Here is a 16,467-nt window from a genome sequence, read left to right as displayed (position 1 = left end):
TTTGCGCCGATGATAGTGCTGCAACCAGTGTGAAAGTAGGTTATCGTCAGGCTTGTTATTCGCAGTAGAGAAAAACCCGATCAGAAATGGTCGGGTTTTTTTTCGTCTGCTGGTTTTGTTTGGCGCTGTCGGCTGACGCGCTGGGTGACACAAATACGTATCGCAGCTGTTCCAAATTGATACATGGGCGGCCGGATGCGGGGCATATACGCATGGCATGGCATTTGCTCTTCTTGGATATTCACTAAAAAACCAAGGAGACCAGCATGACCTATTCCATTCGCACCCTGCTCGGCGTGGCCGCCGCCGGCGTCGTTGCCCTCACTTCCCTGCTGACGTTGCCGCATGCCTATGCGCACGGCAATGTCACGCCGCAAGGCGTCGACACCACGGGCTTGCCCAAGATGGGCGACAAGTGGCTAGAGCAAAATCCGTATCGGGGCAACAAACTGGCCTTGACGGTGGGCACTTCGGCCTACAATCAGAATTGCGCCCGCTGCCACGGCATAGAAGCCATCTCGGGCGGCATCGCGCCGGACTTGCGCCAGCTTGACCGCGATTGTTTCAGTATCAAGAATGAGACAAAGAAACAGGCTTGCTACAAGGAGACGGATAATTACTATCTCACCACCATACGCCACGGAAAAGTACGCAATGGCGCCGTGTACATGCCGCCGTTCGAAGGCGTGTTCAACCAGGAAGCCATGTGGGCCATCAAGACTTATCTGGAAACTCGCCGCGAATCTAATTAAGTCGAACTGATCACGAAGGAGTCACATGCGTTCATTTCACCTCCAGGGCGCGCGCGCGATGATCTCGCTCGCTTGCCTGGCGCTGTGCGCAGCCGCGCCAGCGCGCGCCGACTGGCAAAAAGTGCAGCAGTCGGGCAGCCTGAAAGTGGCTGTGTATAACGAGTTCGCACCGTTTTCCGACAAGGGTGCGGGCATCGATATCGACATCGCCGAAGCGCTGGCGAAAAAGCTGGGTTTGAAACTGAGCTTGCTGCCATTCCCCGCCGGCGAAAACCTCAACGATGATTTGCGCAATATGGTGTGGAAGGGTCATTACCTCGGTTATGGTCCCGCCGATGTGATGCTGCATGTGCCGGTCGACAAGAAGTTGATGGCGGATAACGACAAGGTCGAGATCTTCGCGCCGTACTATGTGGAAACCGTGCGCCTGGCGCGTAGCGCGCAAGCCGTGCCGCAATTCGATGGCGTCGCTTCGCTGACGGGCAAGCGCGTCGGCGTGGAAAAGGTGTCGATCGCGGCCATGCTGATGCTGGGCGAAGACAATGGCAAGTACCGCGACGACGTGCGCATCTTCGACACGGCGGCCGAAGCCTTGCAGCAATTGCGGGCGGGCAAGCTCGATGCCGTGCTGGCGAATCGTTCGGAAATCGAGTCGGTGCTGAAAAGCGATCCCGCTTTCCCCGTGAGCGAAGTGGGGTTCGCCCGCTTGCCGCGTGCCGGCTGGGCCGTGGGCCTGGCCGTCAGCCGCCAGCAGCTCGACGTGGGCAAGTTGCTGCAGGCAGCCATGAACGAGATGGCGGCCAGCGGCGAATTGAAAACCATCTTTGAAAAATATGGCGTGAAGGAAGCACGGCCGTAACAGGCCATGCTGCATGGTAAAAAGCCCGCGCATCGGAAGAGGCGTGGGCCTTTTTGTCATGAGAACGCCTGAAAAACGTTCAGGGCAAGGCGCATTGCCGCAGGCAGTACGAATAGTACGACCAGGCAATGCAACGCGGCCATGGACTTTTTCTCAGGTGTTCTTAAAACGCGTATTGCGCGCTGACACCTAGCAGCCAGTTACGGCCCGGCGCCGCTTCATAGTAGCGCTTGTTGCTGTCGCCGACGATGACGGAGCCCACGTAGGTCTTGTCAAAAAGATTGTTCAGGCGGGCAAACTGCTTGAAGCGCCAGTTGCCCACGTTTTGCCTGGCGTTGAACCGCGCATTGAACACCGTGTAGCCAGGCGCCGGTTTTTCGCTGTTGCTGTCTTCCGCGTAGACCTGGTTGCTGGCCACGCTTTCCAGTGCCGCGCCAAAACGGTCCAGCGTGTCTTTCCAGGCCAGTTCCGCGAACAGGTTGGCGCTGGGCACGCCCGGCAAGCGGTTGCCTTCGCGCACGTTGCCAAACGCCTGGTCATACACGGCGTGCAGGCTGGTCAGCGCCACTTTTGTCGTGAAGCCATACGGCAGGTTCGAGTCCAGCGACACTTCCATGCCCTGGCGCAAGGTTTTACCTGCATTGCGATAGCTGGTGCGTCCGCCGCTGGACTTGTCGACCACCAGTTCGTCGTTGGTCCTGATCTGGAACAGGGCCGCGTTCACGTGCGTGTTGTTGCCGATCCTGGCCTTGACGCCCGCCTCCAGGTTGGTGCTGGTGGCCGGCTTTAACTGGTAATTGAAACCGCCGCCCGTACCCGAGTAAAACAGTTCATTCAAGGTGGGCGCTTCGAAGCCGCGCGCGGCGCTGGCGTAGACGTTGACGTTCGGCGTCAGTTTATACAACAGGCCCAGCACTGGTGTCGTATGGCTGAACTCGAGGCTGCCGCTGTCATCGCCATTGCCGAGGAAATGGTCGTTGACCGCTACTTTCATCTTGCTGTAGCGCAAACCTGCGCTGAGCAGCCATGGCCCGCTTTGCCATTCCGCCTGGACATACGGATCGAGGCTGGAGACGACATCCTGTTCGTCGCGGCGCAGCTTGCCTTTTACGCCAAAGCTATTGCCAATGTAATTCTCATAGCCGGTGCGGTCATCGCTGGAGCGACCGTAATCGATGCCGATGGTGGTGCTCAGCTTGCCGCCGGCCAACTGGTTCACGTGCAGCCAGTTGGTATCGATGCCATAGAACTGGCGCTGGAAATCGACCACGCCGCCCGAATGGCTGGCTGGGGCCTGGAATCCTTTGCTAAATGCCTGGTACTGGATCACGTCACGGTTGCCGCCATACACCATCACATGCAGGCGGTCATCGCCAAACGATTGCTCGTAGGTGGCGCCGATTTGCTGGTGGTCGATGCTTTTGCGCGTGTTGTAGCGTTCGGCAAAAGTGCGTTTCGGATTTTGCGTATCTGTCGTGTCGATTTCACCGGCGCGCGGATCGGCGGCAAACGTGGCCCAGGTGGCGCCCAGCGGATCTTGCGTGTTGCCCTGGTGCAGGCTGTTGGCGACGATGGTCAGCTTGCTGTCCGCATTGGGCTTGACGGTGATCTTGCCGAACGCCTGTTCGCGCGTGGCGGCGCTGTGGTCGCGGAAGCCATCCGTGCGGAAGCGTGAACCGTCGAGCACGTAGCCGATGCCGCCTGCCTGGCCCTGCGCCGTCAAGTCCACCTTGCTGGTGCCGTAGCTGCCGCCTGTCACATTCAGTTCGACGGATGGGGGATTTTCCCCATCCCTGGAAAACAACTGGATCACGCCGCCCGAATGATTGCCATAGATGGCAGAAAATGGCCCGCGCAGCACTTCGATGCGCTCCGCCGTATCGAGGTTGAAGGTGGCGGCTTGGCCCTGGCCATCGGGCATGCTGGCAGGAATGCCATCGCTGATCAGTTTGACGCCGCGCACGCCGAAGGCCGAGCGGGTGCCGAAGCCGCGCGACGAGATCTGCAAGTCTTGCGCGTAGTTCTGGCGGTTCTGTACGACCAGGCCGGGCACGGCGGCCAGCGCTTCAGACGCGTTGACGCGGATTTGGCCCTCCTGGATGCGGGCGCTGTCGACGACATCGATCGAGGCCGGCACTTCCTGGCTGGGGTGGGCGATGCGGCTGCCGCTGATGACCACCGTATCCATCAGTTGTCCGGCGGCCAGGTCAGCTGACTCGGCGGCAAAGACGTGGGGGGCGAGGGTAGCGCTGCCGGCGACAAACAGGCTGGCGATGGTGTTCAGGCGGAAACGATGCTGCATGCGGATTCTCCAATGTGAATAAAAGCCTGCTTGAGCGCGTGAGCGGCACAGGTCTGCATGTCGTATCAAGCAATATGCCTGCCATGTCTCCATTGGTGGGCTGAAATTATACGCGTGTCAGTGGCACGGCGTTTGCCTACAGCAATTGTCAGAGGCGCCGATGCCGCGCGCTTTTCCTGTGTTTTTCCATTGAAAAGGTGATTATGCCCAACTTCTTCTCGCGTCTGCGCCAGATGTGCTGGCTGCTGCCGGCACTCGCCAGCAGCGCCCTCCAGGCCGCTCCTTTTGCCTATGTCCCCAATGAAAAATCGGGCACCTTGAGCGTCATCGACACGGCTACCGACCAGGTAGTGCGCCAGATAACGGCCGGCAAGCGGCCGCGCGGCATCGCCGCCGACCCTACCGGGCGGCAATTGTTTGTCACGGATGCCGCCAGCAGCGTCTTGCTGCTAATTGATAACGCTGGCGGCACGCCCCTGCGTACGGTGGCGCTGGGCAAGTCGCCCGAAGGCGTCAGCGCTTCCCTGGACGGTCATTACGTGGCTGTGGCCGTCGAGGAAAACAATAGCGTGGCCTTGCTCGATGGCCAGACAGGTACCTTGCTTGCCGACATCAAGGTGCAGGGACGCAACCCGGAACATGCCGTCTTCAGCCCCGATGGGCGCTGGTTACTGGTCAGTGCAGAAGAGGCTGAGCAAGTCGATGTCATTGATGTGGCGCAACGCCGCCAGGTGGCTTCCATTGCCGTGGGACTGAGGCCGCGCGGCATCGGTTTCAGCCCGGACTCGGGCCGCGCCTACGTGGCGTGCGAGCTGGTCAATGCCGTCTACGTCATCGACATGGCCGCGCGCAAGGCGATTGCCACCATTCCAGCGGGCAAGAATGCCAATGGCATCGTGGTCCATCCCAGCGGCAAGCAGGTATATGTCTCGAATGGCACGGACGGCACGGTGATGGTGATCGACACGGCCAGCCACCAGGTCACGGCCACCATTGCCGTCGGCAAGCGCCCGTGGAATATGGCCATCACGCCCGACGGCGCCAAGCTGTACGTGGCCAATGGCCGCTCGAACAGCGTGTCCGTCATCGACACGGCCAGCGCGCAGAAGGTGGCCGATATTGCCGTGGGTGAATTGCCATGGGGCGTGGTGATTCGCTAGGCAAGCTGGAGCAGGTGTTCCAGTCTGGTACACCTGTTCCATTGTGCAGCGGCGTAGGGGCGCGGCGGCAGGGCTGGCCCGGATTGGAACAGGACGGCGCCACCTTGTTCAAAACGCAAACAGACCCACGCCCGCCTTTCATGCCAGGGCATGCGCGGAAAAGCGCGCCGGGATTGACGCCACGCCCTTGCAACAAGGGCAAAAGCGGCTAAGTTTGTAAGGGGATGGCGAGCTGGCACGGCATTTGCGGAAGACTCCGTGTACTCACCCCATCTGTACCAGGACGTTTGATTTTAACTACAGCACTTCCATTCTAATTAACCCTATAGAGGACGACATGAATCTCGCAGACATCAGCAAACTGGGCGTAGCCAATCCCTTCAAACAACGCTATGACAATTACATCGGCGGCAAATTCGTTGCCCCAGTAAAAGGTGAATACTTTCCTAACATTACGCCGATCACCGGCTTGCCGTTTTGCGAAATTGCCCGCTCCACGGCGGAAGACGTTGAGCTGGCGCTGGACGCCGCGCATGCCGCCAAGGATGCCTGGGGCAAGACTTCGCCTGCCGAGCGCGCCAATATCCTGAACCGCATCGCCGACCGCATCGAACAAAACCTGAGCCTGATCGCCACGGCGGAAACCATCGACAACGGCAAGCCGATCCGTGAAACGATGAATGCCGACATTCCGCTGGCCATCGACCATTTCCGTTACTTCGCCGGTTGTATCCGCGCCCAGGAAGGCTCCGTCGCGCAAATCGATGCGGAAACCTATGCCTATCACTACCATGAGCCGCTGGGCGTCGTGGGCCAGATCATCCCGTGGAATTTCCCGATTCTGATGGCTGTGTGGAAACTCGCGCCAGCCCTGGCAGCCGGCAATTGCGTGGTGCTTAAACCGGCCGAGCAGACGCCGGCGTCCATCATGGTGTTGATCGAGCTGATCGGCGACTTGCTGCCACCGGGCGTGTTGAACATCATCAACGGTTTCGGCCTGGAAGCGGGCAAGCCGCTGGCGTCGAGCAAGCGCATCGCCAAGATCGCCTTTACGGGCGAAACGGGCACGGGCCGCCTGATTATGGGTTACGCGGCGCAAAACCTGATTCCCGTCACCCTGGAGCTGGGCGGCAAGTCGCCGAACATCTTCTTTGAAGACGTGATGGATGCCGACGATGATTATTTCGACAAGTGCCTGGAAGGTTTCACCATGTTTGCGCTGAACCAGGGTGAGGTGTGCACTTGCCCATCGCGCGTGCTGATCCAGGAATCGATCTACGAAAAATTCATCGAACGGGCTTTGAAGCGCGTGGCCGCCATCAAGCAGGGCAACCCGCTCGACGCTTCCACCATGATCGGCGCCCAGGCGTCGCAGGAGCAGCTGGAGAAGATCCTGTCCTACCTCGACATCGGCCGCCAGGAAGGCGCCGAAGTGCTGGCCGGCGGCGAGCGCAACACGCAGGCGGGCGACCTGGAGGGCGGCTACTACGTGCGTCCGACCGTGTTCAAGGGCCATAACAAGATGCGCATCTTCCAGGAAGAGATCTTCGGGCCCGTCGTGTCAGTGACCACCTTCAAGGATGAGGCCGAAGCGCTGGCGATTGCCAACGATACCTTGTATGGCCTGGGTGCCGGCTTGTGGACGCGCGACGGTTCACGCGCCTTCCGCATGGGACGCGCCATCCAGGCGGGCCGCGTGTGGACCAATTGCTACCACCTGTATCCGGCCCACGCCGCCTTCGGTGGCTACAAGCAATCGGGCATCGGCCGCGAAAACCACAAGATGATGCTCGATCACTACCAGCAAACGAAGAACTTGCTGGTGAGCTATAGCCCGAAAGCCCTGGGCTTCTTCTAAACCGGCAACAGGCGCCGCGCCTGTAGTCCAGGCGCGGCGCGCAGAAAGGGATGCCATGAGTGCAGCAATTGCCCGGGTGGTCGCCACCGATGCGGCGCTGGAAATGATGGACAAGTTGCGCCAGCGTCACGGCCCGCTGATGTTTTTCCAGTCGGGCGGCTGCTGCGACGGCAGTGCGCCCATGTGCTATGCGCTGGGCGAGTTCGATGTCAGCGATACCGATATCTATCTCGGCAATTTGAATGGCACACCGTTTTACATGGGACTTGAGCAATTCGAGTACTGGGAGCATACCCAGTTGATTATCGATGTGGTCGACGGCAATGGTGGCATGTTTTCACTCGACAACGGTACGGGCAAGCGCTTTTTGACGCGCTCGCGCCTGTTCACCGATGAAGAGTGTGCGCTGTTGCATGCCCAGCCGCATGAACACGACAGAAAAAGCACCTGAGAGTTACACACACATACTAATAACAGAGGGAGATGATTGTGCAGAAAAAAATCATGGGGATCGTCGTCGGTTTGAGTGTCGCCTCGTTGGTCCAGGCGGCCGACGTGGGCAATGTCACCAATGCCATGCTCGACAGCACGGCGAAGAATCCCTCTAGCGTCCTGTCGTTTGGCATGGGCACGCAGGGCCAGCGCTATTCTCCGTTGACGCAGATCAATGACAAGACCGTAGCCAAGCTGGTGCCGGCCTGGTCATTCTCGTTTGGCGGCGAAAAACAGCGGGGCCAGGAATCGCAGCCGCTGATTCACAACGGCAAGATGTTCGTCACGGCATCGTATTCGCGCATCTTTGCCGTCGACTTGAAAACGGGCGCCAAGCTGTGGAAGTATGAGCATCGCTTGCCGGACGGCATCATGCCCTGCTGCGACGTGGTCAACCGCGGTGCCGCTCTGTATGGCAACCTGGTGATCTTCGGCACGCTCGATGCTTACCTGGTGGCGCTGGACCAGAACACGGGCAAGATCGTCTGGAAGGAGAAAGTGGATGACTATGCGGCCGGCTACTCGATGACGGCTGCGCCGCTGATCGCCGAAGGCTTGCTGCTGACGGGCGTGTCGGGCGGGGAATTCGGCATCGTCGGCCGGGTCGAAGCGCGCAACCCGATGACGGGCGACCTGGTATGGAGCCGTCCGACGGTAGAGGGCCATATGGGCCACCGCTACGACAAGGATGGCAAGGCCATCGATAACGGCGTATCTGGCACGGTGAACAAAACCTGGCCGGGCGACCTGTGGAAGACGGGCGGCGCCTCGACCTGGATGGGCGGCACCTACGATCCGCAAACCAAGCTGGCCTATTTCGGCACCGGCAACCCGGCGCCATGGAACAGCCATTTGCGTCCCGGCGACAACCTGTATTCCTCGTCCACCGTGGCGCTGGACGTAAAGACGGGCCAGATCAAATGGGCGTATCAAAACACGCCCAACGATGCCTGGGATTTCGATGGCGCCAACGAGTTCGTCACCTTCGACATGGATGGCAAGCGCTATGGCGGCAAGGCCGACCGCAACGGTTTCTTTTATGTCATCGATGCAAACAACGGCAAGCTGCAGAACGCCTTTCCGTTTGTGAAGAAAATCACTTGGGCCAGCAGCATCGACCTGAAAACGGGACGGCCGAACTACATCGCCGCCGGCCGCCCTGGCGACCCGACCAAGGGGGAAGAGGGCAAGAAAGGCACGACCGTGTTTGCCGCACCCGCTTTCCTGGGTGCCAAAAACCAGATGCCGATGGCGTACTCGCCGCAAACCAAGCTGTTCTACGTGCCAGCGAACGAATGGGGTATGGATATCTGGAATGAGCCGATCAGCTACAAGAAGGGCGGCGCTTTCCTCGGTGCCGGTTTTACCATCAAGCCCTTGTTTGACGACTACATCGGCGCCATGCGCGCCATCGATCCGAAGACGGGCAAGATCGTCTGGGAAATCAAGAACAACGCGCCGCTGTGGGGCGGCGTGATGAGTACGGCTGGCAATCTGGTGTTCTACGGCACGCCGGAAGGCTTCCTGAAAGCCGTCGACGCGAAGACGGGCAAGGAGCTGTGGAAATTCCAGACGGGCTCCGGCGTTGTGGCACCGCCCGTCACCTGGCAGGATGGCGACACGCAATATGTAGCCGTCGTATCCGGCTGGGGTGGCGCGGTGCCGCTGTGGGGCGGCGAGGTGGCCAAGAAGGTCAACTTCCTGGAGCAGGGCGGTTCCGTGTGGGTTTTCAAGCTGGCGTCGAAGTAAGGGGGTGAAACGCCCGGGCCACTCGGATGGGAGTCTCCCTGTCCGCCGGGCGCTTTCTTATTTCTGACGGCCCAGGCCGTCAGTTTTTTGTTTACCTGTATCTCCGCTACGCATACTGTCGGTCAAAAAAGGAACACCGTGCGTGGCGATTGATCCGCTGCTGCACACGTCAACAAGCGATTTTTCTCATTTTCCCTCTGGGCCGTGCTGGGCACGCTTATTGCCAAAGCTTGAGGTACATCAATCACTGGTGTGCACACTAAAAACAGAGAAGAAAGAGGAGAAGCAATGAACACATTGAGCAAGCTGGGGAGCCTGGGTGTCATGACAATCGCAGCGATGGGGCAGGTGCAAGCCGTCGATATCAAGGCCGGTGACTGGACCGTGTCGGTGGGCGGCATCGTCAACGCCTATTACACGCAAGTATCGTGTTCGGGCGATGCGGTGGGCGGGCTGGCGCTGGGCGGCCAGGCGCTCGGTTGCGGCGGCGAAAAGGACCGTACCACCATCGGCAACGGCTTGCTGCCAAATGGCTTGATCACGTCCGCCTCGTCGCGCCTGGGCGAGTACGACGTGAAAGCCTTGATCGGCATCTACAACTCGACGGCCACCGACAGCGCAATCAGCCAGAACAGCGTGGTCGATGTGCGCCAGGCCTTCTTCACGTTCGGCAATGCGGAAATGGGCACTTTCAAGCTGGGCCGCGACTATGGCATCTTCGGTGCGAACGCGATTTTGTCCGACATGACCTTATTGGGCTCGGGCGCACCCGTGCAGGCGACACAGCGGGGCCGGGTGACCCTGGGCCATATCGGCGCCGGCTACACCTACCTGGGCAACTATGGCCAGATCATGTACAGCTCGCCGAAGTCGGGCGGCTTTGGCGTCGACGTGGCGCTGGTCAGCCCCGTCTCCGATACGCCCATCGTGGCAGGCTCGACCTATTCTTCGAAGTCGAGTCCGCAAGTGCAGGCGCAGCTGACGTATGCGCAAGAAGGCTTGAAAGCCTGGCTGGGCGTGAAGTCGCAAAAATTCACGTCGAAAACGCCGGGTGTCGATGACCTGACCATGCGCGGCGTGGAAGTGGGCGGCTCGTACCAGATGGGGCCGGCCGGCGTGCTGCTCAACTTCCAGGGCGGCAAGGGGCTGGGCATCTTGTCCGATGCCGACCAGGGCGATACCAAGTCGAAGAACTGGCTGCTGCAAGGCACATATAAAACGACGGACAAGCTGAAACTGGGCTTGTCCTACGGCATCAGCAAGAACGATGACAACACGGCCGGCACGGGCGGCTTGAAGTCGAACGCCAACCTGACCCTGGGCGCGTATTACTCGCTCAACAGTGCGATCACCCTGGTGGGCGAACTGGGCCAGACGCGCTCGAAAGGCTTTGCCGGCGGCGAAGCGAAGATGAATGGCGTGTCGCTGGGCGGCATTATTTTCTTCTAACTCATCAACGCGGCGCCTTGTGACAGGGCGCCGCACGGAGCGTAGTGCATGAGGACAATGCGATTATTCATCGCGTGCTGGCTATTTCTGTTTATTTTGGGACAGGCGTGGGCGGGCGTAATGACCAAGGCCGAGCTGGCACGGCGCTTTCCAGCTCCCATCGTCGTCGGCGACCAGGAGGCCGACCTGCCCGTCTGGCCCTTGTTCAGACAAAACGCCACGGCCACCGAACTGGTCGGTTACGTTTTTGAATCGGTGGACCTGGCGCCGATTCCCGGCTTTTCCGGCGTGCCCGTCAATTTATTGATCGCCATCAATCCACAGGGCAGTTTTCTCGACGTCGCCGTGCTGTCGCAGCACGAGCCCGTCTTTCTCGATGGTTTGGGCGAAGCGCCCTTGTTTCAATTTGTCAAACAGTACCAGGGCTTGTCGCTGAAACAGAATATCGCCATCGATGCGCGAACCAAGCGCGCGCAAGATGCAAGCCACGCCGATATCGACGGCGTGTCGAAGGCCACGGCCTCCGTGCGCATCATCAACCAGAGCGTGCTGGCCTCGGCCTTGAAAGTGTCGCGCAAAAAACTCGGCTTTGCACAAGGCCGCGACCCGGACCAGATCGCCCGCATTCGCATGGAGGTCTTCGAGAAACTCAGCGTGGCGCAGATGCTTGAGCAGGGCTTGATCCAGCATGTGCGCCTGAGCAACACAGATGTGGAACGCCTGTTTTCGGGCAGTCCCGGCGCGGGCCTTGATGCGCAAGTGACGCGTGAGCCGGACGGCGTGTTCATCGACCTCTACCTGGCGTATGTGTCCGTGCCCACGGTGGGACGCACGCTGTTGACGGAACGCAGCTGGAACAAACTGCGCAACCGGCTTGACGAGGGCGACCATGCCATCCTCGTCATGTCGCGCGGGCGCTACAGCGTGCTGGGCGACGATTTCGTGCGCGGCACCGTGCCTGATCGCCTGTTGCTGAAGCAGGATGGTTTGCCCATCGACATGCGCGACCTGGACCTGGAATTGAGCCTGTTGGATGCGGGGCCGTTGCCGACTGAAAATATCGCTGTCTTTCGCATCATCAGCCAGGCGGGGCTCGATGCGGCCAGCCCGCTGGCATTTTCTCTCCCCATCACGCGCAACAAGGGCATCGTGTATCCGGAACGCATCGCCCGCAACGTCGATTTCAGCTACCGCTTGCCCGCCGATTTCTATATCGCGCCGCAAGGCGACGATGCCACGTGGCGCGGCACGTGGAAGAACCGCAAGGCTGAGTTGCTGCTCTTGGCCGCCGGGCTGGCGCTGCTGGCCGGTGCTTTGGCCTGGCAGAAACGCCTGGTGCGCGATGGCCGGCAATTTGTCTGGTTCCGCCGCCTGTTCCTGGTGTTTACGATAGGCTTCATCGGCTATTACGCGCAAGGGCAGTTATCGATCGTCAATATCACGGGCGCCCTCCAGGCGCTGCTGGCGGGCCGCAGCCTGGGCTTCTTCCTGTTCGATCCGATGACGGTGATCCTGTGGGCGTTCGTGCTGCTCAGCTTGCTGATCTGGGGGCGCGGCACGTTTTGCGGCTGGCTGTGTCCGTTCGGCGCCCTGCAGGAATTCACGGGCAAGCTGGGCCAGTGGCTGCGCTTGCCGCAGTGGAAGATCAAGCCCCGTCTCGATGGACGCCTGAAATGGATCAAGTATGGCTTGTTGGCGGCCATTCTCGGCAGCAGCGTGTTTTCCAGCCAGATCACGGACAAGCTGGTCGAGCTGGAACCGTTCAAGACGGCGATTACCTTGACCTTCGTGCGCGCCTGGCCCTTCGTCGCGTATGCCGTGGGCTTGCTGCTGCTCAGCAGTGTTTCCTATAAATTCTTTTGCCGCTACCTGTGTCCGTTTGGTGCGGCGCTGGCGCTGCTGGGGCGCTTTCGCCTGCTCAACTGGATTCCCCGTCGCAAGGAATGCGGCACGCCGTGCCAGACTTGCCGTCACCGTTGCGAGCATCACGCCATCGCGCCGAGCGGGAAAGTCGATTATGGCGAGTGTTTCCAGTGCATGGATTGCGTGGTGATTTACGCCAGCGATGAAAAATGCGCGCCCTTGATGCTGGAAATCAAGCGTGCCCGCACCATTCCCATAGTCCGGGTCACGGCAAAGGAGAGCAGCAATGCAGCGTAGAACGTTTATTTCGGCAGCGATAGGCAGCGTGGCCGGCATGGCGGGTTTGTCTTTGCCTGGCAGCATGGCGCGCGGTACGGCCACGGCGTCCGGCGTACGGCCTTATCAAGGCGCCGCGCTGGGATTTGGCACGACCATCGCCGTCACCGTGTTGCACCACGATCAGCGCGAGGCCGAACTGGCCATTGAAGATGCCTTGCATGCGGCCAGGAATATCGACCGCCTGATGAGCATTTACAGTCCCGCCAGCCAAGTCTTCCAGCTGAACCGCGATGGGCGCCTGGACCGGCCGGACACGCACCTGCTGGCCGTGCTGTCGCAGGCGCAAGCCTTGTCGCAATGGAGCGACGGGGCGTTTGATATCACCGTGCAACCTTTGTGGCAGCTGTTTCGCGCGGTGGCGAACCAGGCAAGCTTGCCGACGGACACATTGCGCCGCGCGGCGCAAGCGCGGGTAGACTGGCGGCAACTGGCGTGGGATAGCCGGGAAGTGCGTTTTCTCCGGCCTGGCATGGCGCTGACCTTGAATGGCCTGGCGCAAGGTTATGCGGCGGACAGGGCGCTGGCAGCCTTGCAGGCACGCGGCATCCGGCATGCGCTGCTTGACACGGGCGAATTCGTTGCGCGGGGACAGCGTTCCCTGCGCCGCCCGTGGACCTTGGGCATTCAGGATCCGCGCGACGGCGAAATCCTGGCCGCCACCTTGAAAGTGGAGGGGCGCAGCGTGGCCACGTCGGGCGACTACGAATGCACGTTCACGCCCGACTTCGTGCATCACCATATCTTCGACCCTGCTAAGGGCGATTCGCCGGGAGAACTGGCCAGCGTCACCGTGCTGGCGCCCACGGGTTTGCTGGCCGATGGCTTGTCGACAACCTTCATGGTGACGGGAGCGACGCGTGCGCATGCCATGGCCGCGCATATGCAGGGCGTTGACCTGATGACCATCGACAAGCAGGGCCGGCGCGCAATGTCGCCCGGGTTTCCCCGTCTACTCTAGGCTATTTCAGATGCGGCACCTTGCGATAGATCGTGTTGCGTGACACTCCCAGGGCCCGCGCCGTGGCCGAGACGTTGCCGCCATGCGCATCGAGCGACTTGAGAATGACGCTTTGTTCCATTTCTTCCAGATTGGCGCCAGCGGCGATCATGCGGTCCGTGCTGGCGCTGGCGGCAGTCGCTTGCGTTATCTCAATATCGTCGAGGAAATCATCAGGCATGTGGCGCAAACAGATTTCATGCTCATCGCCTGCCATGACGATGGCCGTGCGCAACAGATTGGTCAGCTGGCGGAAATTGCCTGGCCATTTATGCTGGTGGAACATGCGCAGGATGTCTGGCGCTACCGTATAGCGCGTGTCGGGCGCCTCTGTGGCAAGGATCTTTTTCACGACGGTTTCCAGGTCGGTGCGTTCACGCAGCGGCGGCAGTTTGACCACCAGACCATTCAGGCGGTAATACAAGTCTTCGCGAAACAGTCCCTTGGCCATGCGTTCGCGCAAGTTGTGATTCGTGGCGCAAATGAGTTCCACATTGACGGTGATCGATTTGCTGCTGCCCAGCGGTGTGACCATGCGTTCCTGCAGCACGCGCAGCAGCCGCGCCTGCAGGCCAAAGGGCATGTCGCCGATTTCATCGAGGAACAGGGTGCCGCCGTTCGCCTGCAAAATCTTGCCGATGGCGCCTTTCTTGCGCGCGCCCGTAAACGCCCCGTCTTCATAGCCGAACAGTTCAGATTCGATCAGGGTTTCCGGTATCGAGGCGCAGTTGACGGCGATAAATGGTCCCATGGCGCGCGGTGAATCGTTGTGTATGGCTTGCGCCAGCAATTCCTTGCCCGTGCCCGTTTCGCCCATGACGAGGATGGGGATGTCGCGTCCCAATACCTTGTTGACCTTTTCGATCACCAGTTCCAGTTGCGGATCGCCCGTGCGCAGATAGCGCAGGCCGGACAGGCGTCGCGCCGCGTTGGCCGCATGGCTGGCCGATGCGGGAACCTGGGCCGGCACGGCGTTGATATCGCTATGCTCGGTGCCTGCAGTGAAGCCGTGTTGGAAGGCACTATTGGCCAGGCGCAATTGTGCGCGACCATATACGCGCACGCCGCTGTGCATGCACAGGTTCAGCAAGCCGGGTGCTGCCGTGCGGTAATGGTCGTACAAGGCGGACACTGGCAAGCCGAACAGTGAACTGAACGTGTGCGATTGCAGCGCTGCAAATGACAGGCCCAGCTGGAAAAGGCCATTTTTGTTGGCCGATAAAAACCGTCCACCGGGTGTGAACGATGCGATGCCTTCCATCAAGGTGCCGATGAATTCGGGACGCGCGTGGAAGTGCACGGTGATCGCGTCTTCGAAGGTGGCGGCAAACAGCTGATTTTCGATCATCAGTGCCGACATGCGCACGAGTGCCATCGTATGCTTGTGGAAACTGCGCTGGTCGCTGGACACGTCCAGCACGCCGATGACATTGCCCCGGTGGTCGGTGATCGGTGCCGCAGAGCACGTCAGGAAATGATTGGCGGCCAGGTAATGCTGGTCCGCATGGACCAAAGTCGGTACTTTTTCCGTGATGGCCGTGCCGATGGCATTCGTGCCGCGGCTTTGTTCCGACCATGCGACGCCTGGCTGCAGGGCGACGCGGTTGGCTTTTTCCAGGAAATCATCGTCGCCCAGCGAATGCACGATGACGCCGTTGGCATCCGTCAAGATCACCATATTGTGCGTATTGACGATTTGCTGGTACAGGGTTTCCATCGCCGGCAGCGCGTGCGCGTGCAGCATGCGGTTTTGCTCGATCAGCAAGGACAGGTCGGATTTTCCTGCTGGCGTAAAGTCGGGCGTGGCAGTGGGCGACAGGCCAAAGGCGACTGAGCGCTGATGGGACGTTTCGATGATAACGGGGACGTTGTCTTGTCCTGCTGGCAAAATGTTCGCGTCCGCAATGGACGAAAACGGTGCGCTACGGTAAGTAGCTGACGGTTGATACATGATCTCGTTGCCTCCGTTGGGCCCTGTACTGCGGCGCTCTTTTGAATATCGAGAGTGTTCCATAATGTAGCACCTGTCACAGATGGGAGCAAAGCAAAGCGAACCTGACTATCCCCAGTGTTGCTGTCAGGCCCAGAGTTGCTCTCATCAGTGGACAATGCATATGGCTGTATAAGCAAGTGCGGTGCCAGGGCCGTTTCGCCGGGCAGAAAAATAGCCCTTGCGGCGCGCGCGGGGCAGGGCTATAATTCGCCCCCTCGCTGAACGACGCATGTAAATGCCGAGTAAAGCAGGGTGAAAAAGAAGGTTGACGAAATGCTGCAAACGCTTCATACTCTTCCTTCTTCGCAGCTGACAAACACAACGCTTTGTCGATAGCGCGAAAGCAGTACCGATCACAGTTCTTTAACAATTAACAGTCGATAAGTGTGAGCATTTGATGTAAGTGCAGCAGTGATCTTCGGATCGCTGTAAAACTTAAAATATCAAATGTTCACAAGAAATAATGAAATAGGCGCTACGCAAGTAGTGGCCTGTCAGTTTTTTGAGTGAGCGACCCGTCAGCAATGACGGTGCCAATAAAATGGCAAAGTAACAGAGATTAAACTGAAGAGTTTGATCCTGGCTCAGATTGAACGCTGGCGGCATGCCTTACACATGCAAGTCGAACGGCAGCACGGAGCTTGCTCTGGTGGC

At 59.8% G+C, this 16,467-nt stretch carries 11 protein-coding genes and 1 rRNA gene; 10 read left to right on the top strand and 2 right to left on the bottom strand.

Annotation, left to right across the window (positions count from 1 at the left end; genetic code table 11):
- Positions 1-266: 266 nt before the first annotated feature.
- Together pedF and ACQ4WS_RS25050 are read left to right on the top strand one after the other, a co-directional pair.
- Entirely contained in the window at positions 267-752 is a 486-nt protein-coding gene (gene pedF / locus ACQ4WS_RS25055; RefSeq protein WP_436479667.1) for a cytochrome c-550 PedF, read from the top strand.
- Positions 753-777: 25 nt separating this feature from the next.
- Positions 778-1,611, top strand: a complete 834-nt coding sequence (locus ACQ4WS_RS25050; protein ID WP_436479666.1) for a substrate-binding periplasmic protein — start codon at positions 778-780, stop codon at positions 1,609-1,611.
- A gap of 163 nt (positions 1,612-1,774) precedes the next feature.
- Here ACQ4WS_RS25050 and ACQ4WS_RS25045 read toward each other — a convergent pair whose 3' ends face one another.
- Positions 1,775-3,913: a TonB-dependent receptor family protein gene (locus tag ACQ4WS_RS25045; RefSeq protein ID WP_436479665.1), complete on the bottom strand. Its 2,139-nt coding sequence runs from the start codon at positions 3,911-3,913 to the stop codon at positions 1,775-1,777.
- 203 nt (positions 3,914-4,116) lie between these two features.
- On the opposite strand from ACQ4WS_RS25045, the gene ACQ4WS_RS25040 reads away from it, so the two are divergent.
- The 7 genes from ACQ4WS_RS25040 to ACQ4WS_RS25010 all read left to right on the top strand — a co-directional run bounded on the left by ACQ4WS_RS25040 (position 4,117) and on the right by ACQ4WS_RS25010 (position 13,781).
- On the top strand, positions 4,117-5,073 hold the full coding sequence (locus ACQ4WS_RS25040; RefSeq protein ID WP_436479664.1) for a beta-propeller fold lactonase family protein: 957 nt from the start codon (positions 4,117-4,119) through the stop codon (positions 5,071-5,073).
- Positions 5,074-5,410: 337 nt separating this feature from the next.
- The gene (gene adh, locus ACQ4WS_RS25035) at positions 5,411-6,931 is read left to right on the top strand and encodes an aldehyde dehydrogenase (RefSeq protein WP_436479663.1); all 1,521 of its coding nucleotides are present in this window, start codon (positions 5,411-5,413) and stop codon (positions 6,929-6,931) included.
- 55 nt (positions 6,932-6,986) lie between these two features.
- Positions 6,987-7,382 (top strand): DUF779 domain-containing protein, encoded by a 396-nt coding sequence (locus ACQ4WS_RS25030; protein WP_282409818.1) that lies wholly within the window; start codon positions 6,987-6,989, stop codon positions 7,380-7,382.
- A 53-nt stretch (positions 7,383-7,435) separates the two neighbouring features.
- Positions 7,436-9,172, top strand: coding sequence for a PQQ-dependent methanol/ethanol family dehydrogenase (locus tag ACQ4WS_RS25025; protein ID WP_436479662.1), 1,737 nt, complete (start codon positions 7,436-7,438; stop codon positions 9,170-9,172).
- Positions 9,173-9,460: 288 nt separating this feature from the next.
- Positions 9,461-10,621 (top strand): porin, encoded by a 1,161-nt coding sequence (locus ACQ4WS_RS25020; RefSeq protein ID WP_436479661.1) that lies wholly within the window; start codon positions 9,461-9,463, stop codon positions 10,619-10,621.
- Between the two features lie 120 nt (positions 10,622-10,741).
- Entirely contained in the window at positions 10,742-12,781 is a 2,040-nt protein-coding gene (locus ACQ4WS_RS25015) for a 4Fe-4S binding protein (RefSeq protein WP_436479660.1), read from the top strand.
- On the top strand, positions 12,771-13,781 hold the full coding sequence (locus ACQ4WS_RS25010; RefSeq protein ID WP_436479659.1) for an FAD:protein FMN transferase: 1,011 nt from the start codon (positions 12,771-12,773) through the stop codon (positions 13,779-13,781). Before ACQ4WS_RS25015 ends, ACQ4WS_RS25010 begins: the two co-directional genes overlap by 11 nt.
- A 1-nt stretch (position 13,782) precedes the next feature.
- Here ACQ4WS_RS25010 and ACQ4WS_RS25005 read toward each other — a convergent pair whose 3' ends face one another.
- Positions 13,783-15,771: a sigma-54-dependent Fis family transcriptional regulator gene (locus ACQ4WS_RS25005; RefSeq protein WP_436479658.1), complete on the bottom strand. Its 1,989-nt coding sequence runs from the start codon at positions 15,769-15,771 to the stop codon at positions 13,783-13,785.
- Positions 15,772-16,374: 603 nt separating this feature from the next.
- Between ACQ4WS_RS25005 and ACQ4WS_RS25000 the strand changes: the two genes are divergently transcribed.
- Positions 16,375-16,467 (top strand): 16S ribosomal RNA (locus ACQ4WS_RS25000); the annotation flags it as partial.

It is taken from the genome of Janthinobacterium leeuwenhoeki, from assembly GCF_051380795.1.
GTDB lineage: Bacteria > Pseudomonadota > Gammaproteobacteria > Burkholderiales > Burkholderiaceae_D > Janthinobacterium.
This window is presented reverse-complemented; position numbering and strand designations above follow the sequence as displayed.

Excerpts from the sequence above, each read along its gene's own strand:
- ACQ4WS_RS25020 (WP_436479661.1), top strand. The coding sequence starts at position 9,461 with ATGAACACATTGAGCAAGCTGGGGAGCCTGGGTGTCATGACAATCGCA.
- ACQ4WS_RS25045 (WP_436479665.1), bottom strand. The coding sequence starts at position 3,913 with ATGCAGCATCGTTTCCGCCTGAACACCATCGCCAGCCTGTTTGTCGCC.
- adh (WP_436479663.1), top strand. The coding sequence starts at position 5,411 with ATGAATCTCGCAGACATCAGCAAACTGGGCGTAGCCAATCCCTTCAAA.
- ACQ4WS_RS25005 (WP_436479658.1), bottom strand. The coding sequence starts at position 15,771 with ATGTATCAACCGTCAGCTACTTACCGTAGCGCACCGTTTTCGTCCATT.
- ACQ4WS_RS25040 (WP_436479664.1), top strand. The coding sequence starts at position 4,117 with ATGCCCAACTTCTTCTCGCGTCTGCGCCAGATGTGCTGGCTGCTGCCG.
- ACQ4WS_RS25025 (WP_436479662.1), top strand. The coding sequence starts at position 7,436 with ATGGGGATCGTCGTCGGTTTGAGTGTCGCCTCGTTGGTCCAGGCGGCC.
- pedF (WP_436479667.1), top strand. The coding sequence starts at position 267 with ATGACCTATTCCATTCGCACCCTGCTCGGCGTGGCCGCCGCCGGCGTC.
- ACQ4WS_RS25015 (WP_436479660.1), top strand. The coding sequence starts at position 10,742 with ATGACCAAGGCCGAGCTGGCACGGCGCTTTCCAGCTCCCATCGTCGTC.
- ACQ4WS_RS25030 (WP_282409818.1), top strand. The coding sequence starts at position 6,987 with ATGAGTGCAGCAATTGCCCGGGTGGTCGCCACCGATGCGGCGCTGGAA.
- ACQ4WS_RS25050 (WP_436479666.1), top strand. The coding sequence starts at position 778 with ATGCGTTCATTTCACCTCCAGGGCGCGCGCGCGATGATCTCGCTCGCT.
- ACQ4WS_RS25010 (WP_436479659.1), top strand. The coding sequence starts at position 12,771 with ATGCAGCGTAGAACGTTTATTTCGGCAGCGATAGGCAGCGTGGCCGGC.